This window comes from Dysgonomonas sp. PH5-45, assembly GCF_029893235.1.
Classification (GTDB): Bacteria; Bacteroidota; Bacteroidia; order Bacteroidales; family Dysgonomonadaceae; genus UBA1309.
Genome location: NZ_JARXWE010000022.1, coordinates 1 through 26,225, shown reverse-complemented (window position 1 = coordinate 26,225; position 26,225 = coordinate 1). Strand labels below are relative to the sequence as shown.

Here is a 26,225-nt window from a genome sequence, read left to right as displayed (position 1 = left end):
CTCTAAATTTCCCGAAAAAGGACATTATTCGAACCGCCCAGCGGCTATGCAATTGTTGAATGGAAGTTCCATATCAAAAGCTAACAGAACCCCCCATAGGTGGGTATGTATATTCTCAACATATTCTATTTCGGCATTACTGATAACGAGTGATTTTAGAAATGGATAGTTGCTGGTATCTCTTTTGTCTATCCTTATTTTTTTTAGAAAATCTTCAGCTATCGACTCCATATTTGTAAATATTGATTCTATATTTCCGAAATTGCCGGCATCACGTACATGGTCGAGAAACAAAAGTTCTATATGCCGACTTTTACGGAAACTGTCCTCTAAGCCGGAGTAAGTAATAGTTAGTTTTTCCATAACCACAACCGGATAAAATATATTAGACTTTCCTTCCTGTAGGAGCTCGTCATTATCGAGGCGAACAAAATGTTTCTTCGATGGAGAATGCCGTATAGAAGTATGCTTTGCGCATAAACTTTCTATATAACCAGTAAATTGGTCTAATAGGTTATCGTTTGCCATGGTTATAGTTTTTTATCCGGTTATTGATAGTCTTGAATGCCCGTATACACTTTATTTTACGGTATTTTTCTTCGTTCAAAATATCATCGCCTATAAGACCATCGAGTATGGCATTCCAGTTTGGACGACTGGGCGTTTTATCTTTGACGGAAGGCTGTTTCCGTTCATGCCTGTTGTCTTCTTTATATTCGAACAAGAAAGGGAATGCCCCCGATAACCATTTGCGAATAAAGGTGTAATTAAGGAATATAGCATACATGGTAGTAGTGTCTACTTTCTTTAATAGATATTCCATTCGCTGTTCAAAGTCGAAATCAGATGTACATTCACCCTTAGCTGTGTAAATACATGCCACGAACTTCCGAAGGATATATTCTTGCGGGTCGTTCATGTAATCGAAAAAAAACGTATCGAAAAGCATAAACTGCTCGAAGGATATATCCTTGAGACGTGGCTCTGGTGAAACGAGGAATGTACCGGGAATAGATTTCAAAAAGAAATAATTAATTTTCTGTTTAGGATCGGAAACAAATCCGGCGCATTCAATTAATTTATACTGCTCGAACTTTGACAGCCTATGAGCAAGGCTCTTTTTTATTCCGTAAAATTCCGAAAGAAATATATCATCCGGTACCGGTTGCGAATATAACTTAGCACATATGGCAAATTGACGTTCCGAAAGCTCTTCCCATTTGTCCGGAATATAGATCTCTTTATTTTTCTTGAAAAAAAACAACTTAGTATATTCTATCCTTACTTTTCTCATGCCCAATACGATTTTTTATGGTTATTATCCCTATGCGGTATTCTTGAACCTTTGGATAAGGATATCCCAAATTCTTCTTTAACATACCGCTCTGCCAATATCCAGTAAGATATCGCATCGGCTTCCGCTTTATCGGCCTGTAGCGTTATACGGTTATCGGCAACCAGATCGTGCGAAGCGTAAGAGCCTTCGTTCCCCTTCAGACTCGAAAAAAACAATCCCCTGTCAGTAACGTTTCCCGTTTCCAGAATAAGCTTTTGGATAGAATACAACACCAGTACCGGAATAAGTTTTTGGCGTAGAATTGCATATTTTTCTTCTCGGTTATCTTCCTGTAATTTGGCTTTAAGTTCCTCGTAAAGAGCATATCCCAACCGTGGAGCAATAACAGTATCTTCTATTATCCGCAGGTTAGGCTTAAGACGCAAAAATATAAGCCTACTGTTATTTATGTTATGATATTCATTAACTTCTGTGGCATTCCTTACGATAGAGGTCAACATTTGGGAATAATTGTCCGACTCTTTATAAGAGGGATAATCGTCTATATTTTGCTCCAAAAATGCTATCAGGTTATCCAGTGCATCAAATCCTTTTTGTTTAAACCCTTCCTTAAGGCTTAACTCCTGGTACTTATACGGAGTTTTTGCCTTGTCAGACTCCTGGCGTTTAGTGCCTGAATCACCTATCAAAACTTGCAGCTCATCGTAATCGTACCAATAAGCCAGAAACGCATTGGCACGCTGGGCATAATAAAGTAGTTTTATATCCTTATCGGTTGTATCTTCCGTTATGAGCGATATATCCGTTATACCATCATATATGGATTGCAGTTTATCTACTATCTTATCGCCTACAACAGGGCGTATAAACAAACCGAAAGCATTTTGTATAGCTGTTCGCATGGTGCGGAAGGTAAGCGCGTTCGATACCGGGATATAAGGCCTTATTTCATCCCCATTACTCCATTTTGCTTCTGAAAATATCATATCATGCTAAATTTTGTTGCGTACCGGAGCCGGTATTCAACGTGGTTAATATTGTATTTCTGAATCGCAAAACAACATCCTGATGCCCATTATACCGAGCCATTATTTCGAGTGGATCCAGAAAATTCTGTCTGTCTATCCATGCATTGGCTATATTGACAAGGAAAGCCTCCCGGATGTTAGACCCTCCCTGATTGCCGGCATATGTTCCCCCGGGCATACCGGCACCCAGCACGTTAGGGTTTATCATTAACGAAAACAATATCTCTGAATTTGCGGCTGCCGAAGTAACCAGTTTATCGCCTTCTTTCGATTTATTATCAAGAGCCGTAATTTTCCATTCCTCTTCAACTTTCCCGTTCAAATCATTTATGGCATAATGGGTAAATAAGGGCTTTTCGGCATTTTCTACGCCTAAAAGATTAACTTCTACTTCGTCCATATACAAGTCGATGGCAGCCTGACGGTCTTCAACAGTATTAAAATCAGCTTCAGGAAATTTTTTATCCCAGAAAGAATAAGGTATCTGTATGTGCCATTTCCATGTAGCCTGATTCTTATAAACCTTCTGCAAATATCTGGGCACTTGTTTAGCTATATCAATCCATCCGGCAAGGAAGCAGGCTAGCCATATAGGTTCGCCGTATGTGTCTTTGTTGCTCCAGCTGTCGCGAATAACCATTACGGTGTCTTCTTTAGCTTTCCCTTCAAACCGACGGATATCCAAATCCATTTCAGGGTCATATTCCATCAACACATCGCGCGCTTTATAGTCTGCCTGAGTGGGAGTTTCGGGCCACTTGCCGGAAATAACACATTTTTCGCGTCCATCCTTGTCACGATCGCTTAAACGACAATAATAGGCATTCAAAGGGTTAATACCTACAATTTTACTTCCATCTCCGTTGGGTATAAATTGCAAAAAGCCGCAACCGAACTTAAAATAGTCGCGTGCGACGCGTTCCATATACCTGCGGGAAACTCTGGATGATACCATTTTTTGTACTGCAGGATCGGGATAAGGTTTTAATATTTCGTTGCCGTCATCATCATATCCGTCAATAATACAGGCATGTATACCCTGTCCTAAAGTGAAATTACGAATGAACTTAAGACCAGTATTCAATACTCCGGTACTGGTTATTATCTTATCAGCCCATTGTGGAAAGTCGTTATTAGCATTCCACGACAGAAGATTTATCCCCGATACCTTCAGAAAATCCTGATCCAATTTAGTATCTACCGTTTGAATAAGTTTCTTTTTTTCTTCGGGTGTTATTCCTGTTGGCGATCCTGTTGTGCTCATAAACGCACCGGAGCAAGACATAATAAGAGGGACACCTTTTTTGTTATATAATATATCCATAAACAGTTAGAGATCTACTTCCATGTTGTTATACATAATAATCATATCTATTCCTGCAGGATATACATGCCCTTCGGCATTACCTTTGCAATCGCAAGGTTGTATACCCCTTTGCCGGGCATCCTGCACACTGTATGGCAATCCGCGCATATAGGCTTGAGGTATATATCGCAACTTGCCGGATTTGTCGACGAATTTTACGGAGAAGATATTCCGCTTACCATTGGGCAGCCATCTAATATCCATCTCCTTGAGCATCATGTTTCTTCGTATGTGTGTCGCTTTGTTCATATTACACTAATTAAAAGATGAATCAAAAGTAAAATCGAATACTCTCTGTGTATTTGCAGGCTTACGGAACTGCATCTGATTGTTTGACGAGTATCTATATTTAAATTCCACGGCTATCAGCTCGTCACGTCGGGATGTTACTTTAAAGGATTCTTCTATTATCGAAATATCCCTGAGTTGCCCATCTTCAAGCAAGCATATGCTTTGTGAGTTTAGAAGATCTTCAATAATCTCTGTAGACTTTATAGAGATATATCCGGTATTGACTGTTATGGTATTAGCAAGATCCCTGCTTATTTGCTTCTGCCGACGGTTTATGTTGCCATAACTACGCGTCCACTTCTTTTCAGCATTAGCGTCACCTATGCAAGTGAAGGCCTCCTGCGCGCCAAATATATTCCGAAACAAAAAAGTGGTTTTATTCAGAAAAGAACGGTGATCCATTACGAAACGAATCATATCACTTTCAGATTTGTAGACCGAATAAGATGCAATATCCGCTTCAGAAATACCACATAGTGATGCGATAATTACAGGAGAAACATCGTATTTATATTGATTGCCATCATCGTGCGCTATTGTTCCCAATAAAATTATTTTTGTCTGATCGGTTTTGGTATCGGAATAAATGACATTAGCGGATATTTGCCCTGGTCCGTAAAAAGAAATAAACTCCCGTCTTCCAACTCCAGTCGTCTTTTTACTCAAGCGCGATAATGGCTGCTGTTTTAATAACGGAACAGAAAGAGTTCCTCTTGTTTCGGCATCACACCTATATATATACACTTGGAAAGATTCCGTTTGCTCGCCTTCCTGTAGTGTAATATCCAACCGCACACGCGAACCATCCAATCCGTTATCCAAATTAATATCCTGAACAGAATCGTAGGTCATAGCCAAAGACCCTATATCACGGATATATACCATTCCTGACACATCCGGATAGTATACCTCATGAAGTATTTCCGTCCCGTCGATGTTAATTATAGACTCGACAGTACCAGTAACCGAGTCCAGAATAATATCTCCATAATCAGCGCTTAATCCTTCTGCCGGTAGTCTTACGATATTCATTTCTTATTCTTAACTTTTTTAATAAACAGGAAAATAACAACAGGGACTATAAATAGCCATAACCAGTTAAGGTTGAACACAGAACCTGTACCTAAAGAAGAATCGGATATTTGAGAGGCCTCTATATTATTTTGAAGCCTGGCAGAATAGTTTGTATCTGAATTCTCATGCTTTGATTGATTGCTGGCAGTTTGTTGCTCAGCCTGACTATCGTACTTCCCTTTTATGGATTCTTCCTCCTTAAGCGGATAGTTGCCGGCAGAATCAGGTTGCGCTGTCATATCATATCTGCGGATATAGATATCCATATCAATAGAGCTGATAACTTTGCTCCAGTCTATCCGGTTTATATCACTATCGATTGTCACCTTTTTGTTTAAACCGATATTCGAAACGGAAGAAGCAGACAGATGACTATCCGACTTCTTCCGAGAAGCACATGAATGAATAAGAACCACAAAAAAGAATATGTAAATATATTTTACCATTACTTACATTGATTGTTTATTATACAAATATCGAGCATCTGGCTATCAGAAAATAGGACACGTAAAGCATGTTAATCCAAGTAGAAGTCAAGGTTCTTTATATATACAATCCAATTTGGAACACCAGCTATAAATGTTAGTTGATACCCTGATTCATTCATTATTTCATTTATCAGCTTCATGGAAGGGTTATCGAATTCACGGAGCATATAAATCAATTCTGCCGAAGATTTAAATTCCCTACTCTCAGTAACTCCTGATGGCGTGAAGCAATTATCTATGAATTGCTTTATCTGTGCTTTTTTTACAGCGATAGCCTTAGAAAAAGGATCTTCCACACTCTCTGTGTCATTTCCATGAAAAAATCCGATTTTTTTTCGTTTCATAAAAAAATTATACATTTTTAACATTTCCTTTAAAAATCCGATTTTTCGTGGCGGTTCCGATAGGGCGCGGTGTACTTCGAAAGGATTTTTATATTCTTTTTTTTCTGTATTTCAAATTATAACTAAATGATTTCTATTTATTTACATAAATATTAACATTTATTTGATGGATTCTTATATACGTGGATTAACAAAACCGGATCCTTTCTTAAGGATTGTTCCATACTTTGTCCATATTCGTTTATCCACAGCATCACCAAAGTGGGTAGCTTCTTCAGGTAAAACTGATGTCTTTTTTTCACTACGCTTATCTTTCTCGAAAAATCCGTTATTCTTTTGGATGACGGATGTATTATTCATACTAATTAGTGTATACTTACACCTTGCGCCGTTAAATCGTTTCTTTGGCAGACGCGGTTCTGTTTCGTGAAGCATATATCCCCATAGAAGGTATTTGTCGTTTTGAGGCGGTTCCTTGCCCGGATGCTTACGCACCCGAACATTCCATTTATGCCTCTTAAGCCTATCAATAGCATGCTGATTATACGTTTTTTTTGAGTTAGCCAGACGAATATCTCCATAAGTGTCTACTGTGTAATATACTACCTTTGTTTTATGTTTGCTATAATACAGGCAGAAGTTATCTATCAGTGCATTAATCATCGTATCTGTATTCTCATCGGGCTTAACAAAGAACTCGTTTATGTTATTGTCGCATAAAGTAATCACGCCTGAAACAAAATCGAACGTACATTCTTGCGCAACCTCTATCAGTGATATTTTTGTTCCCCAATCGGGGGTTATCTCCAGGGGCTTGTTTGGGTCGCAATCGGCATCCCATAAGCAGTCACGCCCTTTAGCCAGTTCCTCCCAATCGAAGTTATTGTTTTCAGCCAACCCACGTATATAATCATCATTATCGGCCTTATAGTATATATGCCTATCATCCAATGCATAATAACAATCGGTTACCTTATTGATATAAAAATTTAATATCTCTATCATAAAAGAAACCAAATCCATCACCTTATACATTCGGGTTAGATATGAGAATCCAAGATTATAGATATTATCGAAAGCATTGGATAACATAAATAATACACCATCCTTGCTTACGAATGGAGTAATGGTTTTACGTAGCCTGCCACATTCTTTCCATAATTCGACAGCAGTCTTTTCGTCATTATTCATTTTAGCCTGGATAAGCTGCAGTTGCATATTCACTATTTTATTCCAAACAACGAATAGCTGAATACCGGCTTCTTCTTCGTAATAGGCTGCGAAATCGGTTAGCCATTTATGCTCCGGAAGATATCCCATTGAAGAAGTAAACGTAGAACCATGGTGCTTAAATAACGGCTCAGGAGAATGGATGCCAAACTGTTCTTCGTTGCCTCGATTAGTCGGCACGGCTTCCTGGTCGAACTTTACCTTATCTAAAGTAAGAGCTTCGTCAGATAACGTATAGTCTATGTTCGGCCCACGCGCACCGGCTATTTGTGAAAGAAGATACAAACTATGTCCATTACTGAAAGTAATCATGTGTTCGTAACTCATGATTTTTTCGTGTGGAGTATAAAAATGTTCAGGAGGTTTCTGGCATATCACATAATCGCCAATCTTAGTTTTAGGATTATATTTCTGATAGCCGGCTTTTTCCATATATTTGAAGGCTGAAGGAAGTGTTTTGGTTAAAGCCTGACCCAATGTTTGCTGTACAACACCGGTTATTCCCCGTGGCATAGTGCGCACATTTTCGTCTATCTCAGCCCCGGTAATAAATGACTTACCGGTACCGCGCCCCGCTATCAACGATTTTATCTTTGCCCGGAATGTCATCGCTGATATTTGGAAAGAATTGAGTGATATATTTTCCTCCCAGAAATTTTCCATTACGTATTTAATAATTCTATAATTTCACTATCTTCTATCTCCGGAGTAGTCATAGCAGCTACAACGGTTTGTACTTCTTCCTGTGACAATCCTTTCAGTTTGTCCATGGGAATATTTACCGTGGTGTTATTATTGTTCAGTTGTATATAGAATATGTTCTTTTCCATTCGGCGAGGATCTTCTTCGCCGGTAGGTTTATCGCCAATGATAGATTTCAGTACCTTATGTGCCGCTACTCGTTCTTTCTCTAACTTACCATTTGCCAGCTTGCAAGTACGAATAACATCTACTAAGTCTTTTATTTGCCATTGTTGCCAAAAATCGAAATCGAAGGTATGTTTTGATTTAAATAACTCTTGTGCCAGTTTGATATCATTACGCGCCTGATTTCGTGTAATATTATATTTTATAAGTAAACGGGGTATTACATTACTTGGATGGTACTCGTCCAAGGCTACAGCCGCATACTTTATCCGGTCAAACTGTTGGCGGTACTCGTCCGGCAAGGGAGAATTATCCGGATTAAGAATATGCGCTAATATTACATCGTATTTTTGCTCCTCCAGACTTTTTTTTACCTGATACCCCGTAGTGGTTGTTATCCCATTTTTCTTTCCCATACCTCAATTTTTAAGCAGGAAGCACCCTCCGGTGGGTACTTCCTGTAAAACATACACTAAACAATAACTATTTGAGTTCCGCTATCTTAGTATCAATAGCCAGCTTTTCTTCCTTAAGTTGTGAAATGCGCTTTTCCTGTGTAATACGTTTTGGACCTACAGGGATAGGATTAGGTTTATCTCCTTGCTTTTCGGACTGGTATTGAAGTTTGTTTTCGGCTTTTACAATTTTTGTTCTCCAATTCTCAGACATTTTCTTTAAAGAAACAGCATCATCAGGAAGGATGAATGGCTTTTCTTTTTTCTGGTTTTTTTGCTCCACAATAGTTTCGGGATTGAATGGTTCCGCAAATAGCGATTCTCCCGGGAGTAATCCTAATGTCTTATATTCTTCAAAGGCTTTCCATAACGTATCCATTCGGCGGCTTTCGGCATCGATAACCATACTAACGCGCTTGCGTTCGCCCATAGACTTCTCGTCGTTGGCTTCGCCTACTGCTTTTAAAGCAGCATGTTGCTTGCTACGATCGATATACAAATCTCGGAAATCGGTAAGCAGTTGCTTTATGATACCGGGATATTCCTTCTGGAGCTCTTTATCGATATTGCCTTCAAATTTTTCATCCGGATTACCAACAGGTGGTTCGTCTTCGTGTACAGAATTATTGATTTGCGGATTAGTACAATAGCGAATATAATTGCGTACTTCCTGAAGTATTTTTTTAGGGATATCTCTTCGGGACCTGTTTTTATAAAAGTTGCTAATAACATGTGGTTTATAACCGGCTTCCTTCAATATTTCCAGACCGGAATCAAGGTTTCGACCAGAGTTTAGCCAGTCTATCGCTTTTTGTCTTAAATCAGTTTTAGGATTATCCATTTTTTTTTAATTTTGGTTATCAATATAATGGATAAAGGTTGTGCGAATTTTCGTGCGGCAAAAGGACATGGTTGGCAATATACATTATGTATAGTTTTTGCCATATTTTTATACATATCATAGAAATATATATAAAAAAGGCCTGAATCGTTAAAATTCAGGCCGCATTGCAGATAATTTAAATTGTCAAATAAAAATCAGAGATCTACAATACATAATTCTTCGCCTAAGGAATGCAAAGCCTTAGCTATTTTTTCGGATTGTTCTCGCCGGGGCTTACTTTCGCCCGATGCATATCGTTGCAATTGCCGTTGATTTATACCGGTTAGCTTCTCTAAGGCTGCTTTGGTAAATATTCCATTATAATGGGTTAATAGGCTTTGTGGGTCAAACTTATAAACCAACTGGTAATCGCCAGAAAGGGATTCCGGTATATGTTCGCCATCTTCCCGCATACACTCCAGGTGGAATTCAACAGCCGATTTCATTTCTTTTTTTAGTTCGTCGAACGTTTTTCCAGTGGCAACAGTAATTCCATCTCCTATATTAAAGCTGGCTGAATAATTATTTTCTGTTATTCCCACTGTTACAATATTCTTTTTCATTTTCTTTTTTTAGTTTATGCAGGGCTTATTTCAGCCCTGCCTGTGTTAAAATACTTTTTGCCGTGTTGGGGTCTAAATCGTCGCTTGGTTTGCCCGGTATTGTCACCCTGCCTTTTTTTGTTGGGTGCTTAAAGTGTCTGTGACTGCCTTTTTGTGCGGCAAGAAACCATCCGTTGTACTCTATCAATTTGATGATTTCTTTTACTTTCCAAATTTTCATAGATCTCTTTGTTTTTATTTGACATAACAAATATAGTAGTAAATTTACAACTAAACAAATAAAACAGTATCTTTTTTACAACTATTTTTCAACGAAAGCCGCCTTATCTTTATGCAGATGGGCGGCTCGATATGACTTAGCTCTAATGATTTAGTTTGAATTTATTGAGTGTCTCTTTCAGTACCTGCATAGATATGAGCATGTGCTTTATGTCCTGGTCGTCGGCGCCGAGATGCTCCCAGCGGAACATCAGGAACGATTGCACGGCATCGATAGCGTCGATATCCTGCTGCAGCTGCGAATCATCGCCATTATCGGGCGCTGTCCATCGGCGTAGCTCCTCAAGCATATCGTCGGTAAAGGGTATGCCGGCTATCTCTATCTTTTTATCCATGATACCTCCTCCTTCCTGTTCGGCAATTATAACATTCAGCACATTGCGGAGTTCTATCAGCTGGGCGATGGTCAGTCCCACGGAATTATCGACCTCTATATGGTAAGTTTCGGTGTCGTTATACACTGCGGCTTGGCCAACATGTACACAGGCGATATTCTTCTTTTTATATACTTCTATCATAGAGCGCCTCCTTCCTTATGGTCTGCAACCAGGAGACTCAGCTGGTCGCGCAGGTACATGATACTGCTCAGGCACTGTTTCGCCTCGTTGGGGTCGGGATCGGTAAGGTCCAGAAGCACACGGGTGATGAAATCCTGCACGCGGGCCAGGTCGCTCAGACGGACACTTACGGCATAGCGGTCGATATCGTAGTGCAACATAGTTTCGAGAAACTCGGCAACGCCCGGTGTGATTTCTATATTGCCGATTTTGGTGATAACAGCGCTCATACCATACCTCCTTTCTGTAATAGGGTTAAGAACTGGTAGTCGGTAAGGCTTTCTTCGCAAGCCAAGAGGTAATCTAAATTCTTATTGTATAGCATTTTTATAAGAATTGCGACAAAACAAGAAGCCCACCGTAGGTGTGCTATACACTTTACGCTGGGCGTTGAAGCAGTACAGTCGTTTCCTCTTGTACCACCATAGTGGACTTCCCTTTTATCTTGTGAAAATAATTTTTGATTATTTGCCCAAGATTGTAAAATGTATAGCATTGCAAAGGTAGTAAAAGTTTTTAAACAGCAAAATTTCATAGGGCGCCTCCTTTCCTTTCAAAATTTATTTTTTGTATGTGCAAGGTGGCAACTATGCCGTTTCCGGCAAAGATAATGGCCGACTCGGAATCGGTTTCCCGATGCTCCAGGCGGATGGGCGTTATACCGGTCATTCCCTTTAATACTTTGTGAACTAATTTTTGAGCCACTTGCAGGCCTACGTAGCCCGAATGCGTGAGCGGAAGCTCCTGGATAAGATTTGTTTTCATGATTGTAATTGTTTCGCATTTTAGGCAGAAAAAAGAACGGCTGCCATTTCCCGTGTCGCGAAACAATTACAATCAAACGGCAGAACCGATAAGAATGTTGGGAAAGGCAACCGCCTTATAATAATAAATATCTTAAAGTTTAGGCATAAAAAAAGCCTGTAGTATAGGCAACCTTTGCAGATCTGCCTGTTGAAAATAATTGTTTCGCACTACAAAGATAGTATTAAATTTTGGGAACGACAATATATGACAATAAAAAAGGCTCCCACCAAAAAATGAGAGCCTTAAAAAAAATGAAAGAACGTATATATTAGGGAGTAGGGACTTCCGTTAATAATTCATCCGTTACACCTTCATAAACGAGAGCTTTGCCGGCTCGAAAAGTAAACTGTAGTGTTGTTTGGTTACGATCGGATGATGTAGTTCCGGTTGTGGATCCGTCACCGCCAGATACGAATGTACATCCGCGGCGTTTATTTCCCATTAGGTAGCGTACACCATTTTCATCCTGAGGGATAAAGAACAGTTTACGGTTTATAGCCGCATTGATGAAACCGAGTACTTGTTTTGATATTTTTGCCTTTATGATAGTAAGGGTATATATTACCGACATACCATCGGTTTCTCCATCGGTGGTGATGGTAAGACTGCCTACATCTTCGGTAAAAGCAATTTTAAAGGCACGCGTTCCCGGTTTCATTGCCACATCGCCATCCAAGGCTCCGGCTTCTTCTAAGGTAAGAGGTGTGGTTACACCTCCAGCGTTTGTAGGAACCGGTTCATCCGGCCAAGTAGCTACATCTTCGTGATAGCCAAATATTACTTCCGGAACTATCCCAGATACATTACCTCCGTCACAACCTAAGTTATGATCTATATCTTCGAGATTTATACATTTATCTGCCATAATAATATATTTAGATAGATTAATATTAAGGTGTTACCGCAGCTGGTACGGTTGTCCATACTACTTCGTTGATGCCGAAGCCAAAACCTTCCCACCAGTCTGTCATAACAGACACACATCGTTTGGATTCTTCGATCTTCACTTTTGCCGCATTTTCACCAAAACGAGTAACATAAAGGAAATTATTCAAAGGAGTAGCCCAGATATCATCCGAACCTATCATTGAAGGTAATCCTATTACACGAGCAGGAGAAAAGTCAAGAGTGTCATCTATCTGCCCAGGGCTTGAAATATCATACCATCCTTGAGCACGCTTATCCTTCAGGAAGGCACGCCTCCATTTAGGAGCAACACCAATAACCATTTTAGTGTTCTGGTATTCTTCCGATATTTTCTCGTAAAACTCTTCCATCTGATCGTATATAGTAGACGGATCAAGAGCCCCGGATAATGTTACATGGTTTATACCGGTATTGTTTTTAAGAAGATACTCTAAACCATTCATAGCACTTCCGGCTGTACTGGCAGTCCCTGCGGTAGGCGCAGCAAATACACCCTTGTAATATACGTTTCGCTCCATATCATCATTTATACGGTCGAACACATGTTTCTCTATCATATAACGAACCAATGGCCAATCCTTGCGGTTAAGATTGTTGCTCTCAAGAAACGCCAACCAGCTGTTTTTAATTTCGTCCGGATATAGGTCAATATCTACCTTTAGGTTGTATAAAGGTATGGGGTTAGGAGTGAACTTGAGATCACCTTTTGGAGTCCAATCTTTTTGGAAAGCCTGTACCAATTCAGTTATAGTAGATTGCGCCAATCTATATACCGTATCTTCCGTTTTTACCGGTGTAGCTAATTTTGTTGTTTCACGACTGAACAGGAGTTGTCTTCTTAAACGCGATTCGTTCTGACCGCTTTTGATATAATAAGCACCATATTCGGAAACAATATCAGATATGATTAAAGCCATAATAATTAAATATTTAGATTATACAATAAAAGTGTCTGCTTCCCTGTTGTGAGGAAGATTATCGATAATATTGAAGTCTGCCTCGTTTTTTAGTTCGCCACTTTTTCCTGATTCTCCCTGTGGAGCTTCGGCCTTTACACCTGGTCGACTGGCAAGGATGGCATTAATAGCAGCTGCTTTATCGCTTGCTTTTTGGGCAGCCTTCACGGTAGGATTGATAGCATCGATCGCAGCGGCAAGTTCATTCAGTGAGTTTTCGGCAGCCACCTGTGCTATTTCTGCTGTTTGACGGGCAGTATCAGCATTAGTGACAGCGGTTTCCATTTCAGTAAGCTTTGCATTTATGACTGTTATCTGCTCAAGGCTCAAGGAGAACTTGCCATCGGTAGATTCAATGCCTTCTACGTTAAGTATCTTGTTGATACATAAAAATGTTTTATTCATTTCAGATTTATTTTTAGGTAAAAAATTATCTATTATCCTATCCACTCCATTAGATATTTTTGTGAGTAGATCATTCTTTGGCTTACCATTAAATTCGGGTATTGGCAATCCATTGGCATTCATAATAGCAATAGCTTGATTAGATATGACAGGCTTCTTGTTTATGGAAGGGATTATTTCATCGACCAAGCCAAGTTTAACAGCTTCCTCGGCAGAAAGCCATCTGGATTCTTTCATCAGAGACATTACCGTTTTAATATCCATTCCACGGCTATTCACATAATCTTGTGCTAAAACGAGAGTAAATGTTTCAGCATCTTTTTTTTGAGCCTGTAAATCAGTAATAGCTTGTGTCAGCTCGTCTTCGTTCATCGACCCCCAAGTATCTACCCATACCATTGGTTTATGAATAAGATATAGGGAATCTTCGTGGATAATGGTTTTCTTGGCGCCATGTCCTATAAGAGTAGCTGCAGAAGCATTCAAACCGACATATTCTACCGTTACATCGCCGTGAGAAGCGAATAGATCCTTTATCTTCAGGGCATGATTCACATCACCACCATAGGAAGTAACTTTAACGGTAATAGGCCCTTCGCCAAGCTCTTTCATCAGGTATTTGATATATCCCATTGAGAAAGCATATTTCTCGATATATCCGGTTATTTCTATAACTCTGTCTTTTGCCATATTTAAAATATTTATGGCAAAAATATGGAGCAAAAAAAGGCAGGTAAAGGACACTGTGCCTTACCTGCTTTTGTATTGTTTATCTGTGTATATCAGCACTATACAAGTGATGCATCTTGGATAAAATAACACGGATGAGATTGGAATCCCGAAAAAGTAAACTGTATTTGATTACGACTCTGTATAGTTTGCCCAGTGCTTTCGGTTCGGTTGAACACCAAAAATAAATCTTCATTGCCAGCCAAACGGGTATTACCGTTATTGTCTTCGAAGAGTAGGAGCCAGTAACTGCTTTCCAACCGGATAAGTTGTTCCTGGTTTATCTCGTTGGATTTAGGTGTAATACCGGTGATTACGGGGTTGTAGGTAGGTCCTGCGGCAGGTTGTGTTTTTTCTTCGGTAAATTGCATTGTATCAAGTATACAGTATATTTCTATGATATCGGAAGTACCTGTAAGTCTCAATGATATTTGCTTTTTAGAATAGTTATGTATTATCTCGATAAGGGAAGAAGGAGGAATAGCATACACCTTATTTAACCCTCCCAGATTGCTACCGAAATCAAATGTTATTGCTTTCATATACTTTTCTTGCTTTGTGTGAAATTGTCCTATTCGCAGACAATTTCACCAACATTATTTTATCAATAAACTCTGAAATATTATGTGAAATAAAATTTTTAGTTAAATCTAAATTTCGTTGACAATCTTTATAAATACTTTCTTTGGGCCATACATCTTCCGGAAACAAATATTTGTCCTGAAAATAGTCTATACTGCTTGACAAAGTCAACCCTATGGCAACATGAGAACCAACAACAGTATACATCAGCAGCTTACAACGACTTTCGAATAAAGAATTCAGATATACGATATCAGTCTTCGATAACTCCCATCCGTATCGATAGAAGTCGTCCTGCGATATCTTTATATTTATTTCTTCCGAATACCTATCCAGGGCAAGATTACTATACCGGATATCATAACGCAAGGACTTATTTAGTTTAAGTTTTTGTTGGAATTCCGAATAAAGAGCTTTATCCTTAGATATATCTACGGATTTATTGTTATTAAGATTATCAATATCTCCATAATTTATCTCAAGAAACCTCCTTACATAAGGTTTACACGGAAACTTTACCAAAAATTTACCCATAGCGCTTGTATCAGAAAATATCTACTAATTTAGTCATAAAATACTAATATACAAATAAATATATATGCAAAGTAAACAAAATAATCCTTTTTTTATTCGGTAAAAATAATAGTTTGTAAAAAAATAAAATTTACTGCTCCTACTACATACTACAACGCATACATTGTTGATTTACAAATATATAATTGTAGTAAGGTTGTAGTAGGAGCTTTTTTGTAGTAGGTTGTAGTAGGTATGTAGTAAAACATACCTACTACAAAATTCATGGCTCTGGATGCGGGTTTCAAGAGGTTGTAGTAAGTAGTAGGAGCAAAACGGTTTTTTTTTGTTTTTTGAATAATAATAGTAATATATAAATATAAACTATAAGAAATAATATTATATAAATACACATGAACACATGAAAGCCTCCATCCTTCTAAAAAAGAAATGTCGTTGACCGTAAGGTTTTAAATATTGTAACGATAAGGAGTTGGGAGGTTACATAAAGGCCGGTATGCATCAATAAGGAGAAAATACATCGCCATCATACTAAAAAAAAGAACCCCACGTTCCGGGCAATGCAGATATTCATCTGCAAACGGATTGTGGGGTGGTGATGAGAAGTTATACTTCCCTGTGGACGAGTGCTTCTTATTTCATAAAAGCCATCCAGATAGTTTTAGATTGCCTCCCGGAGCGATGCCCGAAAAGAGGTTGCTTGTTGATGGCTTTCAGAACATCTTTAATTGAAACCTGATGTTCGTTCCATTTGAAGATTAAAATTCCATCAGGCTTCAACACTCTCATACATTCATTAAAGCCATCGTGTATTATCCTTGGCCAATTATCTGGGAGTACTCCGTATTTTTTTGCCATCCATGAATTTTTACCGAGTTTAATCAGATGTGGAGGATCAAATACGACAAGGTTAAATACTTCGTCGTCTATTGGCATATCCGTAAAATCCATTATTACATCAGGATTTACTTCCAGATACCGCCCATCGCATAAAATATGATTTTCCCGCCTATTGTCGGCAAACAGAACATCCGGGTTGCTTTTGTCAAACCAGAACATTTTACTGCCACAGCAAGCATCTAATATCTTTTTCATTTGCATTCAGGTCTGTTATCACAATATTTTCCACCAGCAATGTAAACTTTCAGATACTGCCGACATTTGTAAACATGTAATCTGATAATGCCGCAATCTTTACATTGGTCTACCTTATATGTATCCGGGAATAGATTAGGTTTCATTGCATTAAAATTCCACCGGTGTTTTTTTTACTCATAGTGTATTATAATAATGGTAATCCTGCATAGCTTTGTTATATACATGACGGGGCGTGTCAGGGTTTAGTATTATTCGGGTGAGCTCATTTAGCCTTTTAGGGATATCGATGGGCGCTCGCTCTTTGATAGTAACCTGCTCCGTATTTTCTTCAAGAACCGGTACTGGTGGATTTAGGTCGTGTGTGTCAAGTGCTAATTTTTGCTTTTGTAAGATAGCGTTTATCCGATGGCGCGATCTTTTTATTTTTAAAGAACATGCCTTCTGCAGCAATGCACTCTGAGTAACTCCAATCTCTTTGGCTAAGGCCATTAAGTTTGGTGCTTCCGGATACTTCTCTTGTAGGAGTTTTACTTTATTGTATGTCCATTCCATAGCTTTTCGTTTTTATTGGTTATTGTTTCCCTGCCGGTGATTAAGCGACTCATCCAAAAACTTAATATGGTAGCAATAGATGGGATAAGGCAATCCCGGCACACGCATAGCCTTATATGTATATCCCAGAGCTGTGAGGGCTATGCCAACCGTACGGATATTTACTTTTTTATCGGACGAGCCTATTATATCCCTCGATATCTTTCCGGCGGTGATCAGCGTCTGCAGTATCTGGGTGACATTCATATAAACGCCTTCATCATCGCTTTCCGGTGGGCAGATATTTATCTGTATACAGCTCATTGCCGATGTTTGGTATGCATAACGTTTATTGTATTCCTTGAATTCGGGGAAGTCCGTGTTTTTATCGAACCGATAGTTGAAATCAGTTTCTTCGGCCAAAACGAGGGCTTCGCTCCATAGCTGATCTATATCTACCTTAGTCTCATATCCGAACTCAATATCTTCGAGCTCGACGCATCCAAACCGACGAGTATCACCATAGCTTGGCAATATGAAACCTCCATTTTCTTTGTTTTTATTGGTAGAGAAAGCCACACATGCTATCCTTTTTTTATAGGTGGCCACCCTTGCGCCTCTTGGCTTTGTCAATAGTTCGGTTTGCGACATAACCCTTTTGAATGTGTTGTAATTTCCTTTATTCAATCCCACCAGTTCTTCGAAGTGCACCAGCATATATTGCGTAAACCCTTCTTCTATGTTGAATACCTTATCGTCTTTAGATGGTGATACATAATATTCCTTCAGTTGCTCCGGTATAAGGAAATTGAGCAGGGTTGTTTTCCCGATGCCTTCACGTCCGCTTATCAACCCCAGGGCTACCTGATTAGTTTCCTTACCGAGCCAGTTGGCAACACTTGCCACCAGCCACTTACGTATAAGCCGATTGGTTCTTTCAAGGTAATGCCGCGGGGTATTATCGTCAAAACTCCGGGGGATGATATGCTGGCACAGAATATCGATATGACTTTCGCCCTTGTAAGTGCCGCGTATTTTATCGAAGTACTCCTTTATCGGGTTGTAGGGCTCTATGTAGTTAGGGCTTTTTATTATTTTCCAAAGGTCGCTGTCGGATATGGAAATATCGCTTTCGGCTACATGAATAGATACATCTTCGAACGATGGGCTATACTTGTAGCGACCATCAGATCCCTTGTATATTATTTGTATTTTATCCGGGTCGTGTATCGGCACCAGGATATTATAATTTTCGTTCAGAAACTCGACGCTTCGTTTAAATTTGTCGTTAAACCGTAATTTTGTCTGCTTATTAACCTCGATAGGTTTATGTATTGCCATATTATATATTTACTCCGTATATTTATAGATTTGCCCCCTTTTCCCTATAAATTCTATTACCTGATTCCGTGTATTTCAAAGAATTCCCGACGGATAGCAGCAGCCTTTTCCTTGGTTGCTTCTTCAACTTCGCGAGCTAACTCTCTGGGGTCTTTCACGATTGGAGAATCTCCGTACTTTTCCTTATATTTACGGAGCATTTTCCCTTTAGTATCGTCAAATAGCTTTTCCAGTTTTGCTCTCATTTCGTCCTGCAGCAGGCCTTTTATTTTTGCCTGTGCTAAATTACGGGACGCGCTATAATCTTTAAAAGACGAATGAATGCGCGTGGAGTCGATAGAACCATAAAAAGGGCCATAATCGCCGTCCATCATTTTTTCGAATATCACTTTCAGATCCGTAAGATATAACAGCTTATGCTTCTTATATATCTGAAAGGCCACCAGCTGGGTATCTTTAAGTGGTTTACTTATGTTAGAATATATATTTATAAATTCGAGCCATTCCATAATATATTCTATGCCGGCATGAAACTGTTCGGTGCTATACAACACATCGATATCCTGCAGGGTGAAACGTTCTTGCCGGAGGGAGTCTTCCACCGTATCGATATCTTCGTACAAAACCAGCAAGTTTCCCGGTTTAAAGTGGTTGAAAAAAGCCTTGTAGTTTCCAAACTTCTGAAACAGTCCGTTCTGTATGGGGGTTTGTGGTATCATAGTTAAAAAGTTTATTATCTATTTTTTATTGGTTTTTTTTAATTGGACATAATCCGTTTTGACATGTCATGTATATGAATCTTTAATAATTCTATAAGCTCTTTTTGAGCAATTTCAGTTTTGTCGTATAATTTTAGAATCGTGATCAGATAAATATTTATAGTCGCTAATGACAAGCAAGCTATAGAGAGAATGATTATTATTATTTTTGTTTCCATTGTTATTCTAAATAATATGTTCCTGTATTCCCGGAATCATATCTACGTTGCCTTATAGTAGCTATAAATGGGAATTCATTTTCAGGGATTTGGTTTAATGCTTCTTTTATTGGTTTTGCATCGGTAAAAAGTTTTCCATCTTTCCCGTTTAATCTTATTTTTAGTAGATATCTCATTCCATTCTTTGTCTTTACATCCGTTATAAATTCAAGAATTTCAATTTCACAATTTAGCACCTGATGCATCTGCAATTTCGGTACATCAAAGTATCTTCCGTTTTCTTCTACTTTAATCCCAAATTCTGCGAACTTCTTCATCTTTAATTATCGTTTTTAATAGATTCCTTGAATTACAATGCTTTGCCCAACCAAGCCACGAACAAATACTTTGTTTGTATTCTTCTGCCGATATATTTCGTTTGTTCAACTTGGCTACTTTCCGGCAAAAGTTTTGTTTAATAGACTTTCTCATAAGTATATGTGTGTGTCTAAACACGTATCCAACGAAGTCAATGCCTCGTTTTTTAACTGGGAATACCTGATAATCTTTCTTTATTTCCAATTTCAGACGCCCCGATAGATATTCTTCTATTTGAATAAAAAGCGCATGTAAATAGGACTTATTTTCGGCAAGAATCACAATGTCATCCGCATATCGATAGTAATATTTTACTTTTTGTTCTTCTTTTAACCAATGATCGAAATATGTCATGTATAAGTTTGATAAAAATTGAGACAAGTAATTGCCGATGGGAAGTCCCGGGGCTGAATCAATAATGTGATCGAGCAAACCGAGTAACTTTTTATCCTTTATTTTCTTCCGGATTATTTTTTTCATTATCTCATGGTTGATAGATGGGTAGAACTTCTTTATATCCATTTTCAGACAGTATTTAGTATCCTCTTTTTCTTTCAAATCCCTTTTAATATGCTTAAGCACCCCGTGTATGCCACGGTTTTTTATACATGAATATGTTTGTGAAATAAACAAAGAGACCCATATCGGCTCAATAATATTCATTATGGCATGCTGTACTACACGATCGTAGAATGGAAGCCTGTAAATTATCCGTTCTTTTGGTTCATATATTTTGAAAACCTCATAGGGTGATATTCTATAAGCTCCATCCGATAATTCTTTTTGTGTTTTTGCTAAGTTTTCATCCAGATTCTTTTCAAATATGATTACCCCGTGCGATTTACTTTTTCCCATCCGGGCTTTATTGTAAGCCAGATAAATGTTATCCATTTCGCAAATGCTATCGTATAAATTACCTATTCTTTTCATGCCTTTGTTTCGTATCGGAACTTTCGGCTTTCGCCTACCAGCACCTTTTGAATTTTTTATTTTTTACCAAGTGGTACGGCCTTTGTCTTTTTAGTTTTTCTTTACATAGGTGAGACCTGCTACCTGCATTCGCATTCGAGTTATCGTAGTTCGAATCGTTGAACTGAAAGCCGGAAGGAGACCCATAAAGACAAACAGCCTTGTTTTTTTGTCTATTTCAATTGAACTTTTTCCCAGATTTCACTAAATGTAGTGCCTATATGATCAGAGGCGATTTCGCTTAAAACGTGAAGGCGAGACCCGCTACCCGCATCCGCAAGCGAGCGATCGTAGTACGAAACGTTGAACCGAAAGCCGGAAGGAGACATAAAAAACCATGGTTGCCATTTGGGCTGATTGCCATTACTCCAATCTATTTCACCATATCCGCATTCCTTCTCTATCTTTCGGGCGGCTTCTACTATTATCTCAGTATCATATTGTGCTTCTTTATACTCCCTTTTGCTTTTCGGGAATATCGAAAAGTCAATAAGGTTTGCACCAACTTCAGCATATGCCTGCTCCTTCGTTACGAGGCGCTCTTGCAATTTCTTCTTTAATTCATTCGTGTTGATTTTCATTGTTCAAATATTTTAAGTTATTAAATCATGCTTCTAACATTTCACGGAATTCTTTTGTGAAGTGAGTTCCAAGATGCTTAGCCGCTTTTGCGCTTATAGCCGAAAGGTGAGACCTGCTACCTGCATTCGCATTCGAGTTATCGTAGTTCGAATCGTTGAACTGAAAGCCGGAAGGAGACCCATAAAGACAAACAGCCTTGTTTTTTTGTCTATTTCAATTGAACTTTTTCCCAGATTTCACTAAATGTAGTGCCTATATGATCAGAGGCGATTTCGCTTAAAACGTGAAGGCGAGACCCGCTACCCGCACACGCATCCGAGCGATCGTAGCGCGAATCGCCGAACCGAAAGCCGGAAGGAGACATAAAAAACCATGGTTGCCATTTGGGCTGATTGCCATTACTCCAATCTATTTCACCATATCCGCATTCCTTCTCTATCTTTCGGGCGGCTTCTACTATTATCTCAGTATCATATTGTGCTTCTTTATACTCCCTTTTGCTTTTCGGGAATATCGAAAAGTCAATAAGGTTTGCACCAACTTCAGCATATGCCTGCTCCTTCGTTACGAGGCGCTCTTGCAATTTCTTCTTTAATTCATTCGTGTTGATTTTCATTGTTCAAATATTTTAAGTTATTAAATCATGCTTCTAACATTTCACGGAATTCTTTTGTGAAGAGAGTTCCAAGATGCTTAGCCGCTTTTGCGCTTATAGCCGAAAGGCGAGATCCGCTACCCGCATTCGCATTCGAGTAATCGCAGTACGAATCGAGGAACCGAAAGCCGGAAGGAGACCCATTTGTAAGGAAGTATGGGAGATATCTTTTTATATTCTGATTATAAATATCCATTTGCTTTTGACCGCCAAGAAGGGTATTAGCCGCTTCATTCAATACTATACACTTGTATTCTTTCAAAATGTAATTGTGTAAATCTTCCGGTATTTCATTAATAGTTTTGGCATCCGGACGGTTTGCCAATTCTAAAGCCACTTCATACGATGATAGTTTGTCTAATTCATCTGGAAAGAATGTTTCTTTGCCAAATACTTCTTCTAACTCTTTTTTGAAACTTTCCGGCACTACCGAATAAATTTCCTTTGCTTTCTCTTCTGTTAAATTCATAAGGTTTGATTTTTTTTATTATAATTCTTCAATAGTTACTTTTACTTTTCTGCACGTCCATTTATGTTTCTGAGCGTTTTTCCATTCCGTTTTATTAAAAAATATGGATATAGATAAATGCCTCTGAAAATGCAATGTTAATGGCTGTTCATAACCTTTAGGATCATAAAGCATATACATTATTTGAGTTTTCATGTTTTCCCTTTTTGTATCAGTTGTTTATAATTTACGATTGCCCTAAAGAATTCCGCTGCTATTTCTTTTATTGGTATCAAGTCCGGATTTAGTTTTCCCAGGAATATGAAGTGTCCTTCCGGGCCTGTGAGTAACATCTCTATCATACCACTATGTTTCCTGATAGATATCTGGCTCGATCGGGATACTCCATCCTTCCCTCCTTGGTAAATAAGGAAATCGTCGCCGGATGTTCCAAGCGGAAACCGCTTGTTTTCGCCCTCAATATGAATACTCAATATTATAGTTGTCAGTCCATTATATGATATTTCATTAATGCTGACTTTCTGAAATTTTGTGTTATACATTGTTATTCAATCACGATTTTAAGGTGTTCACATGAATATGCCCCACTAAATCCTTCGAGCCATACAACCAGACTTCCACACATCCATTTAGGACCTGCATATACTTCCCATACTTTATCTTTATATTCAGGAAAGTCTCCTTCGGAGCCAGTCATAATAACTTTTGTTCCTGGAACCATTGATAGTTGCCGCTTTTCTTCTTCATAAGCTTCTTTAGAAGTGATTGCCGTTATTTTTCTTCCAGAACAATTGCAGTACAGAATACTATTTCCTGGGAAAATTGTTTGCAGATATTTTCTAAGTTCATCTGTTTTGTAAAAGTTATGAGTTTGCATAGCTTCTGTCGTCATTGTTAGAGATGCTTTCATCGCATCAGGATACTGTTTTTGTACTTCTTCTAATGTCATTTTATTTCTGTTTTTATGTTATCTTATTGATTTGTCTATATTCAGGTTAATAGATCGGTTCGAATTTTCTTCCGGAGGAAGTTCTTCACCACTGAGTTGTTTTGTTGTAGGTTCAAAAACACGTCGATATCCGTTGTGCATATAGAAAGTTACTATCTCCATAGCACGGTCTGCATCGTCTTTCGACCATTTTTTTAGGCTATTCAGTATTATCTGCTCACGCCTTGAGTTTAGATACATTCCGAAATCTTCTACCAGATATTCCTTGTAATACTGCCACAGTTGATGGAATTCTTCGTTGTCGAAAGGCATTTTGATAGTCAGCTTTTGCTGTGGATCTACCAACCGATCTACTTCGGATGCTCCGGTCAGCACTTTATTGAAACCACCGGTTAGCAGCTTCAGATTCTTCACGGTTTTAGAATCGGTCACATTATCGACAAACTCCTGAAGCATGTCGGCATGTGCATTTATTGCCTCCAGTAATTTATCCCATTGAGGTTTCATAAATCAAACTTTTTGCATAGATCAAATATTAACGATTGCAACTTCAAGAAGTTAAAGAGGGGATAGGGGGCAAACGAAATTAGGTGATAATTGTCACGGTTTATCATTTCGGCATCGGCAATAACCTGTGATGATTCGAGCAAATCGAGCATTGCAGTTGTTACCGGGAAACTGCACTCGAGAGTTATCTTTGTTGGTTGCGCTTCCGTAATGAATTGTTTTGTATCCGGATCCTGTATTTGCCTCTCAATGTTTTGTTCGGACAAATCCCTTGATTTGAATACTATATTATCTTCGTCCACCATCCGGTATTCTACAGTATTCCCCTTTAGAGTTATGCCTGTATAAAAGTTTTTTCTAATCAGTTTAAATTCCATAACGTTCTTTATTTTGTGATTATCGCTTATTTGTTTTGTGTTTGGTGAAGCTCACCGACTTCTTCAAAAATATTCCTGCCAGCTATTTTATTTATTACCGGTTTTGCTAACTCCGGAATGCGCGTTCTTCCTGACAACCAGTTAACCCAAATATCTTCTGTTATATGGCATTCTTCAATAATCTGATCTTTTGTGTCCTTATAAATCCCCATGGGGATAGAATTCATAAACTGTTTCAAATAAGTTTTATTCATTATCTCAAAAAAAATTAAATTGTTAATTGTAATTTCACCCCCCCTACGCAAAACGACATGACAAATGTAAATAATACTTGAGAATAACTCAAGTAAATATTGAGAAAATATCAAATTAAAATGAGTTTTTCTCATATTGTATTGATTATTAACTATTTATATTTATAAGTATGAATATTGCGAAAAACATACGCTTAATTAGGGAGGAAAGGGGTTTTAGTCAGAAAGTTATAGCTGATGCCCTCAATGTAGATGTTGCTGTTGTTAGCAATATAGAAAATGAAAAAAGAGAGTTGCGAGTTAGTGAACTTGAAATAATCTCAAATTCGCTTGAAGTTGATCTATTGTATCTGCTCACATATCCCGATCAATATATAAAAAAGGGAGATCTAAAACAAGAGCCAGTGGAAGCTATATTGCAAATAAAGCTTCAAGCAGACAAGAAAGAGCAAGTTCTGAGACTTGTATTTGGGGAAAATAATTTAGAAATCTTAAATAAGTAAATTATGGATATAAAAAATATTGTGATTCAGCTGCTTGTGAATAAATATAAAGACCAAAAAGTAACTGTAGAATTAGCTTCTAAAATTCAAAAAGAAGCAACTGAAATAATAAATAATTGTGACAAAGAGAAGCCTAAAGGCACGTTTATTAAACCTCGAATTTAAAATTTCTCTAAATGCCCGGTGGTTACTCTCCGGTCAGGGTAATATGATTATACAATAATAGACATTTATAAATTAATATAGCGACAAATACTAAATAGACATTTATAAAGATGTGATATTCAATTGGCTAAGATATAAAAAATACATCCGATATGCTCCACGAGCAATATTGATTATCAATAAATTACAAGATTTACGCCCGATATTACACCCTAAAAAGTAATATCGGGTGTTATTTTTGTTCTATCTGTATGTTTAATTTAAAATATACAGATTATTCGAGTTAGATAACACTTATCTACAAAAGTAAACCGCCTCTACCTTCACAGGCAAAGACGGTTTGAGTGATAAAATACAAATTAAAATACGACGTAGACACGGCCGTATATGGTTTTAGTCTTTGGCAAATTTTGCATCAGTTCACCGAGTAGATGTATATCATTAACAGAACCGCTACTACAAGAACAGGGGGCTTCTTCAATAGTCATGTGCATGTGTGCGTATCTTAGGCTTAATTCTGCCAGACGTTGATAAAATGAATCGCATCTATATACTTGACTGTACCAAGCAATAGATAATTCTAATTATTTCGATTTAATTAATGAACCTTTGATTATTAATGCGAATCAGTATTTAAAAAAGGCACCTATATACAACATTACACCAATTAATTTTAAAGGTTCATGATTTACTTATTTAACTTTCTATTCATTACCTTTGCAAATAAAATAAGATATATGAAAAATACAATCGAAATAGAAAGAAGGTTTATTAAGAGCCTGTTTAAATTTTGTTCAACAATAATTTTATAGCGGCAATTTTGACTATTTCCTCCGCCGAATCGAAAGTAGTTTCATAGTTTCTACATA

Annotated in this window: 36 protein-coding genes; 2 read left to right on the top strand and 34 right to left on the bottom strand. The window is 38.1% G+C overall.

Annotated features, from left to right (window positions below; translation table 11 throughout):
* Positions 1-24 precede the first annotated feature (24 nt).
* From M2132_RS08760 to M2132_RS08595, 34 genes are all read right to left on the bottom strand, one after another.
* Positions 25-528, bottom strand: coding sequence for a hypothetical protein (locus M2132_RS08760; protein WP_280672985.1), 504 nt, complete (start codon positions 526-528; stop codon positions 25-27).
* Positions 515-1,294 (bottom strand): hypothetical protein, encoded by a 780-nt coding sequence (locus tag M2132_RS08755; RefSeq protein WP_280672984.1) that lies wholly within the window; start codon positions 1,292-1,294, stop codon positions 515-517. The genes M2132_RS08760 and M2132_RS08755 overlap by 14 nt, the downstream gene beginning before the upstream one ends.
* Positions 1,291-2,283 carry a DUF6712 family protein gene (locus tag M2132_RS08750; protein WP_280672983.1) on the bottom strand — a complete coding sequence of 331 codons (993 nt, stop codon included), beginning with the start codon at positions 2,281-2,283 and terminating at the stop codon, positions 1,291-1,293. The genes M2132_RS08755 and M2132_RS08750 overlap by 4 nt, the downstream gene beginning before the upstream one ends.
* A 1-nt stretch (position 2,284) precedes the next feature.
* Complete coding sequence (locus M2132_RS08745) at positions 2,285-3,589, bottom strand: hypothetical protein (RefSeq protein ID WP_280672982.1); 1,305 nt, start codon at positions 3,587-3,589, stop codon at positions 2,285-2,287.
* Positions 3,590-3,655: 66 nt separating this feature from the next.
* Positions 3,656-3,940, bottom strand: coding sequence for a hypothetical protein (locus M2132_RS08740; protein WP_280672981.1), 285 nt, complete (start codon positions 3,938-3,940; stop codon positions 3,656-3,658).
* 6 nt (positions 3,941-3,946) lie between these two features.
* Positions 3,947-5,014: a hypothetical protein gene (locus M2132_RS08735; RefSeq protein WP_280672980.1), complete on the bottom strand. Its 1,068-nt coding sequence runs from the start codon at positions 5,012-5,014 to the stop codon at positions 3,947-3,949.
* Positions 5,011-5,382, bottom strand: coding sequence for a hypothetical protein (locus M2132_RS08730; RefSeq protein ID WP_280672979.1), 372 nt, complete (start codon positions 5,380-5,382; stop codon positions 5,011-5,013). The genes M2132_RS08735 and M2132_RS08730 overlap by 4 nt, the downstream gene beginning before the upstream one ends.
* Positions 5,383-5,573: 191 nt before the next feature.
* Positions 5,574-5,888 carry a hypothetical protein gene (locus M2132_RS08725; RefSeq protein ID WP_280672978.1) on the bottom strand — a complete coding sequence of 105 codons (315 nt, stop codon included), beginning with the start codon at positions 5,886-5,888 and terminating at the stop codon, positions 5,574-5,576.
* Positions 5,889-6,062: 174 nt separating this feature from the next.
* Complete coding sequence (locus M2132_RS08720) at positions 6,063-7,781, bottom strand: hypothetical protein (protein WP_280672977.1); 1,719 nt, start codon at positions 7,779-7,781, stop codon at positions 6,063-6,065.
* Positions 7,781-8,401, bottom strand: a complete 621-nt coding sequence (locus M2132_RS08715) for a hypothetical protein (protein WP_280672976.1) — start codon at positions 8,399-8,401, stop codon at positions 7,781-7,783. Before M2132_RS08715 ends, M2132_RS08720 begins: the two co-directional genes overlap by 1 nt.
* Before the next feature lie 67 nt (positions 8,402-8,468).
* Complete coding sequence (locus tag M2132_RS08710; RefSeq protein ID WP_280672975.1) at positions 8,469-9,281, bottom strand: hypothetical protein; 813 nt, start codon at positions 9,279-9,281, stop codon at positions 8,469-8,471.
* Between the two features lie 197 nt (positions 9,282-9,478).
* Complete coding sequence (locus tag M2132_RS08705) at positions 9,479-9,886, bottom strand: type II toxin-antitoxin system HicB family antitoxin (protein ID WP_280672974.1); 408 nt, start codon at positions 9,884-9,886, stop codon at positions 9,479-9,481.
* A gap of 25 nt (positions 9,887-9,911) precedes the next feature.
* Positions 9,912-10,106 carry a type II toxin-antitoxin system HicA family toxin gene (locus M2132_RS08700; protein WP_280672973.1) on the bottom strand — a complete coding sequence of 65 codons (195 nt, stop codon included), beginning with the start codon at positions 10,104-10,106 and terminating at the stop codon, positions 9,912-9,914.
* 142 nt (positions 10,107-10,248) lie between these two features.
* Positions 10,249-10,683 (bottom strand): hypothetical protein, encoded by a 435-nt coding sequence (locus tag M2132_RS08695; RefSeq protein ID WP_280672972.1) that lies wholly within the window; start codon positions 10,681-10,683, stop codon positions 10,249-10,251.
* Positions 10,680-10,952: a hypothetical protein gene (locus M2132_RS08690; RefSeq protein ID WP_280672971.1), complete on the bottom strand. Its 273-nt coding sequence runs from the start codon at positions 10,950-10,952 to the stop codon at positions 10,680-10,682. The genes M2132_RS08695 and M2132_RS08690 overlap by 4 nt, the downstream gene beginning before the upstream one ends.
* A gap of 301 nt (positions 10,953-11,253) precedes the next feature.
* Positions 11,254-11,487 (bottom strand): hypothetical protein, encoded by a 234-nt coding sequence (locus M2132_RS08685; protein ID WP_280672970.1) that lies wholly within the window; start codon positions 11,485-11,487, stop codon positions 11,254-11,256.
* Positions 11,488-11,797: 310 nt separating this feature from the next.
* Positions 11,798-12,394 (bottom strand): hypothetical protein, encoded by a 597-nt coding sequence (locus tag M2132_RS08680; RefSeq protein WP_280672969.1) that lies wholly within the window; start codon positions 12,392-12,394, stop codon positions 11,798-11,800.
* A gap of 25 nt (positions 12,395-12,419) precedes the next feature.
* Complete coding sequence (locus M2132_RS08675; RefSeq protein WP_280672968.1) at positions 12,420-13,373, bottom strand: hypothetical protein; 954 nt, start codon at positions 13,371-13,373, stop codon at positions 12,420-12,422.
* An 18-nt stretch (positions 13,374-13,391) separates the two neighbouring features.
* On the bottom strand, positions 13,392-14,507 hold the full coding sequence (locus M2132_RS08670; RefSeq protein ID WP_280672967.1) for an ATP-dependent Clp protease proteolytic subunit: 1,116 nt from the start codon (positions 14,505-14,507) through the stop codon (positions 13,392-13,394).
* A gap of 98 nt (positions 14,508-14,605) precedes the next feature.
* Positions 14,606-15,088, bottom strand: a complete 483-nt coding sequence (locus M2132_RS08665) for a hypothetical protein (RefSeq protein ID WP_280672966.1) — start codon at positions 15,086-15,088, stop codon at positions 14,606-14,608.
* 1,207 nt (positions 15,089-16,295) lie between these two features.
* The gene (locus M2132_RS08660) at positions 16,296-16,757 is read right to left on the bottom strand and encodes a methyltransferase (RefSeq protein ID WP_407932418.1); all 462 of its coding nucleotides are present in this window, start codon (positions 16,755-16,757) and stop codon (positions 16,296-16,298) included.
* Between the two features lie 177 nt (positions 16,758-16,934).
* Entirely contained in the window at positions 16,935-17,312 is a 378-nt protein-coding gene (locus M2132_RS08655; RefSeq protein ID WP_280672964.1) for a hypothetical protein, read from the bottom strand.
* A 12-nt stretch (positions 17,313-17,324) separates the two neighbouring features.
* On the bottom strand, positions 17,325-18,632 hold the full coding sequence (locus M2132_RS08650; RefSeq protein WP_280672963.1) for a VapE domain-containing protein: 1,308 nt from the start codon (positions 18,630-18,632) through the stop codon (positions 17,325-17,327).
* Positions 18,633-18,688: 56 nt separating this feature from the next.
* Positions 18,689-19,351 carry a hypothetical protein gene (locus M2132_RS08645; RefSeq protein ID WP_280672962.1) on the bottom strand — a complete coding sequence of 221 codons (663 nt, stop codon included), beginning with the start codon at positions 19,349-19,351 and terminating at the stop codon, positions 18,689-18,691.
* A 220-nt stretch (positions 19,352-19,571) separates the two neighbouring features.
* On the bottom strand, positions 19,572-19,886 hold the full coding sequence (locus M2132_RS08640) for a hypothetical protein (protein WP_280672961.1): 315 nt from the start codon (positions 19,884-19,886) through the stop codon (positions 19,572-19,574).
* Entirely contained in the window at positions 19,858-20,856 is a 999-nt protein-coding gene (locus M2132_RS08635) for a reverse transcriptase/maturase family protein (RefSeq protein ID WP_280672960.1), read from the bottom strand. The genes M2132_RS08640 and M2132_RS08635 overlap by 29 nt, the downstream gene beginning before the upstream one ends.
* A 212-nt stretch (positions 20,857-21,068) precedes the next feature.
* Positions 21,069-21,476, bottom strand: coding sequence for a hypothetical protein (locus M2132_RS08630; protein ID WP_280672959.1), 408 nt, complete (start codon positions 21,474-21,476; stop codon positions 21,069-21,071).
* A 209-nt stretch (positions 21,477-21,685) separates the two neighbouring features.
* Complete coding sequence (locus M2132_RS08625; protein WP_280672958.1) at positions 21,686-22,093, bottom strand: hypothetical protein; 408 nt, start codon at positions 22,091-22,093, stop codon at positions 21,686-21,688.
* Positions 22,094-22,118: 25 nt separating this feature from the next.
* Complete coding sequence (locus M2132_RS08620; RefSeq protein WP_280672957.1) at positions 22,119-22,601, bottom strand: hypothetical protein; 483 nt, start codon at positions 22,599-22,601, stop codon at positions 22,119-22,121.
* Between the two features lie 191 nt (positions 22,602-22,792).
* Entirely contained in the window at positions 22,793-23,143 is a 351-nt protein-coding gene (locus M2132_RS08615; RefSeq protein ID WP_280672956.1) for a hypothetical protein, read from the bottom strand.
* Positions 23,144-23,145: 2 nt separating this feature from the next.
* The gene (locus M2132_RS08610; protein ID WP_280672955.1) at positions 23,146-23,550 is read right to left on the bottom strand and encodes a hypothetical protein; all 405 of its coding nucleotides are present in this window, start codon (positions 23,548-23,550) and stop codon (positions 23,146-23,148) included.
* Positions 23,551-23,568: 18 nt separating this feature from the next.
* Entirely contained in the window at positions 23,569-24,057 is a 489-nt protein-coding gene (locus M2132_RS08605; RefSeq protein WP_280672954.1) for a hypothetical protein, read from the bottom strand.
* Entirely contained in the window at positions 24,054-24,434 is a 381-nt protein-coding gene (locus M2132_RS08600; protein ID WP_280672953.1) for a hypothetical protein, read from the bottom strand. Before M2132_RS08600 ends, M2132_RS08605 begins: the two co-directional genes overlap by 4 nt.
* Before the next feature lie 26 nt (positions 24,435-24,460).
* Positions 24,461-24,823, bottom strand: a complete 363-nt coding sequence (locus M2132_RS08595) for a hypothetical protein (RefSeq protein ID WP_280672952.1) — start codon at positions 24,821-24,823, stop codon at positions 24,461-24,463.
* 35 nt (positions 24,824-24,858) lie between these two features.
* Between M2132_RS08595 and M2132_RS08590 the strand changes: the two genes are divergently transcribed.
* Together M2132_RS08590 and M2132_RS08585 are read left to right on the top strand one after the other, a co-directional pair.
* Entirely contained in the window at positions 24,859-25,191 is a 333-nt protein-coding gene (locus M2132_RS08590) for a helix-turn-helix domain-containing protein (RefSeq protein ID WP_280672951.1), read from the top strand.
* A 3-nt stretch (positions 25,192-25,194) separates the two neighbouring features.
* Positions 25,195-25,356 carry a hypothetical protein gene (locus M2132_RS08585; RefSeq protein WP_280672950.1) on the top strand — a complete coding sequence of 54 codons (162 nt, stop codon included), beginning with the start codon at positions 25,195-25,197 and terminating at the stop codon, positions 25,354-25,356.
* Positions 25,357-26,225: the final 869 nt, after the last annotated feature.

Bases quoted from the DNA above. Each gene is read 5' to 3' on its own strand.
- M2132_RS08685 (WP_280672970.1), bottom strand. From the start codon at position 11,487: ATGAAAACAAATCTTATCCAGGAGCTTCCGCTCACGCATTCGGGCTAC.
- M2132_RS08695 (WP_280672972.1), bottom strand. From the start codon at position 10,683: ATGATAGAAGTATATAAAAAGAAGAATATCGCCTGTGTACATGTTGGC.
- M2132_RS08720 (WP_280672977.1), bottom strand. From the start codon at position 7,781: ATGGAAAATTTCTGGGAGGAAAATATATCACTCAATTCTTTCCAAATA.
- M2132_RS08715 (WP_280672976.1), bottom strand. From the start codon at position 8,401: ATGGGAAAGAAAAATGGGATAACAACCACTACGGGGTATCAGGTAAAA.
- M2132_RS08670 (WP_280672967.1), bottom strand. From the start codon at position 14,507: ATGGCAAAAGACAGAGTTATAGAAATAACCGGATATATCGAGAAATAT.
- M2132_RS08600 (WP_280672953.1), bottom strand. From the start codon at position 24,434: ATGGAATTTAAACTGATTAGAAAAAACTTTTATACAGGCATAACTCTA.
- M2132_RS08705 (WP_280672974.1), bottom strand. From the start codon at position 9,886: ATGAAAAAGAATATTGTAACAGTGGGAATAACAGAAAATAATTATTCA.
- M2132_RS08675 (WP_280672968.1), bottom strand. From the start codon at position 13,373: ATGGCTTTAATCATATCTGATATTGTTTCCGAATATGGTGCTTATTAT.
- M2132_RS08590 (WP_280672951.1), top strand. From the start codon at position 24,859: ATGAATATTGCGAAAAACATACGCTTAATTAGGGAGGAAAGGGGTTTT.
- M2132_RS08710 (WP_280672975.1), bottom strand. From the start codon at position 9,281: ATGGATAATCCTAAAACTGATTTAAGACAAAAAGCGATAGACTGGCTA.
- M2132_RS08620 (WP_280672957.1), bottom strand. From the start codon at position 22,601: ATGAATTTAACAGAAGAGAAAGCAAAGGAAATTTATTCGGTAGTGCCG.
- M2132_RS08640 (WP_280672961.1), bottom strand. From the start codon at position 19,886: ATGAAGAAGTTCGCAGAATTTGGGATTAAAGTAGAAGAAAACGGAAGA.
- M2132_RS08680 (WP_280672969.1), bottom strand. From the start codon at position 12,394: ATGGCAGATAAATGTATAAATCTCGAAGATATAGATCATAACTTAGGT.
- M2132_RS08760 (WP_280672985.1), bottom strand. From the start codon at position 528: ATGGCAAACGATAACCTATTAGACCAATTTACTGGTTATATAGAAAGT.
- M2132_RS08745 (WP_280672982.1), bottom strand. From the start codon at position 3,589: ATGAGCACAACAGGATCGCCAACAGGAATAACACCCGAAGAAAAAAAG.
- M2132_RS08740 (WP_280672981.1), bottom strand. From the start codon at position 3,940: ATGAACAAAGCGACACACATACGAAGAAACATGATGCTCAAGGAGATG.
- M2132_RS08645 (WP_280672962.1), bottom strand. From the start codon at position 19,351: ATGATACCACAAACCCCCATACAGAACGGACTGTTTCAGAAGTTTGGA.
- M2132_RS08625 (WP_280672958.1), bottom strand. From the start codon at position 22,093: ATGAAAATCAACACGAATGAATTAAAGAAGAAATTGCAAGAGCGCCTC.
- M2132_RS08750 (WP_280672983.1), bottom strand. From the start codon at position 2,283: ATGATATTTTCAGAAGCAAAATGGAGTAATGGGGATGAAATAAGGCCT.
- M2132_RS08585 (WP_280672950.1), top strand. From the start codon at position 25,195: ATGGATATAAAAAATATTGTGATTCAGCTGCTTGTGAATAAATATAAA.
- M2132_RS08755 (WP_280672984.1), bottom strand. From the start codon at position 1,294: ATGAGAAAAGTAAGGATAGAATATACTAAGTTGTTTTTTTTCAAGAAA.
- M2132_RS08690 (WP_280672971.1), bottom strand. From the start codon at position 10,952: ATGAGCGCTGTTATCACCAAAATCGGCAATATAGAAATCACACCGGGC.
- M2132_RS08595 (WP_280672952.1), bottom strand. From the start codon at position 24,823: ATGAGAAAAACTCATTTTAATTTGATATTTTCTCAATATTTACTTGAG.
- M2132_RS08610 (WP_280672955.1), bottom strand. From the start codon at position 23,550: ATGACATTAGAAGAAGTACAAAAACAGTATCCTGATGCGATGAAAGCA.
- M2132_RS08615 (WP_280672956.1), bottom strand. From the start codon at position 23,143: ATGTATAACACAAAATTTCAGAAAGTCAGCATTAATGAAATATCATAT.
- M2132_RS08700 (WP_280672973.1), bottom strand. From the start codon at position 10,106: ATGAAAATTTGGAAAGTAAAAGAAATCATCAAATTGATAGAGTACAAC.
- M2132_RS08655 (WP_280672964.1), bottom strand. From the start codon at position 17,312: ATGGAATGGACATACAATAAAGTAAAACTCCTACAAGAGAAGTATCCG.
- M2132_RS08635 (WP_280672960.1), bottom strand. From the start codon at position 20,856: ATGAAAAGAATAGGTAATTTATACGATAGCATTTGCGAAATGGATAAC.
- M2132_RS08650 (WP_280672963.1), bottom strand. From the start codon at position 18,632: ATGGCAATACATAAACCTATCGAGGTTAATAAGCAGACAAAATTACGG.
- M2132_RS08735 (WP_280672980.1), bottom strand. From the start codon at position 5,014: ATGAATATCGTAAGACTACCGGCAGAAGGATTAAGCGCTGATTATGGA.
- M2132_RS08665 (WP_280672966.1), bottom strand. From the start codon at position 15,088: ATGAAAGCAATAACATTTGATTTCGGTAGCAATCTGGGAGGGTTAAAT.
- M2132_RS08630 (WP_280672959.1), bottom strand. From the start codon at position 21,476: ATGAAAATCAACACGAATGAATTAAAGAAGAAATTGCAAGAGCGCCTC.
- M2132_RS08660 (WP_407932418.1), bottom strand. From the start codon at position 16,757: ATGAAAAAGATATTAGATGCTTGCTGTGGCAGTAAAATGTTCTGGTTT.
- M2132_RS08605 (WP_280672954.1), bottom strand. From the start codon at position 24,057: ATGAAACCTCAATGGGATAAATTACTGGAGGCAATAAATGCACATGCC.
- M2132_RS08725 (WP_280672978.1), bottom strand. From the start codon at position 5,888: ATGAAACGAAAAAAAATCGGATTTTTTCATGGAAATGACACAGAGAGT.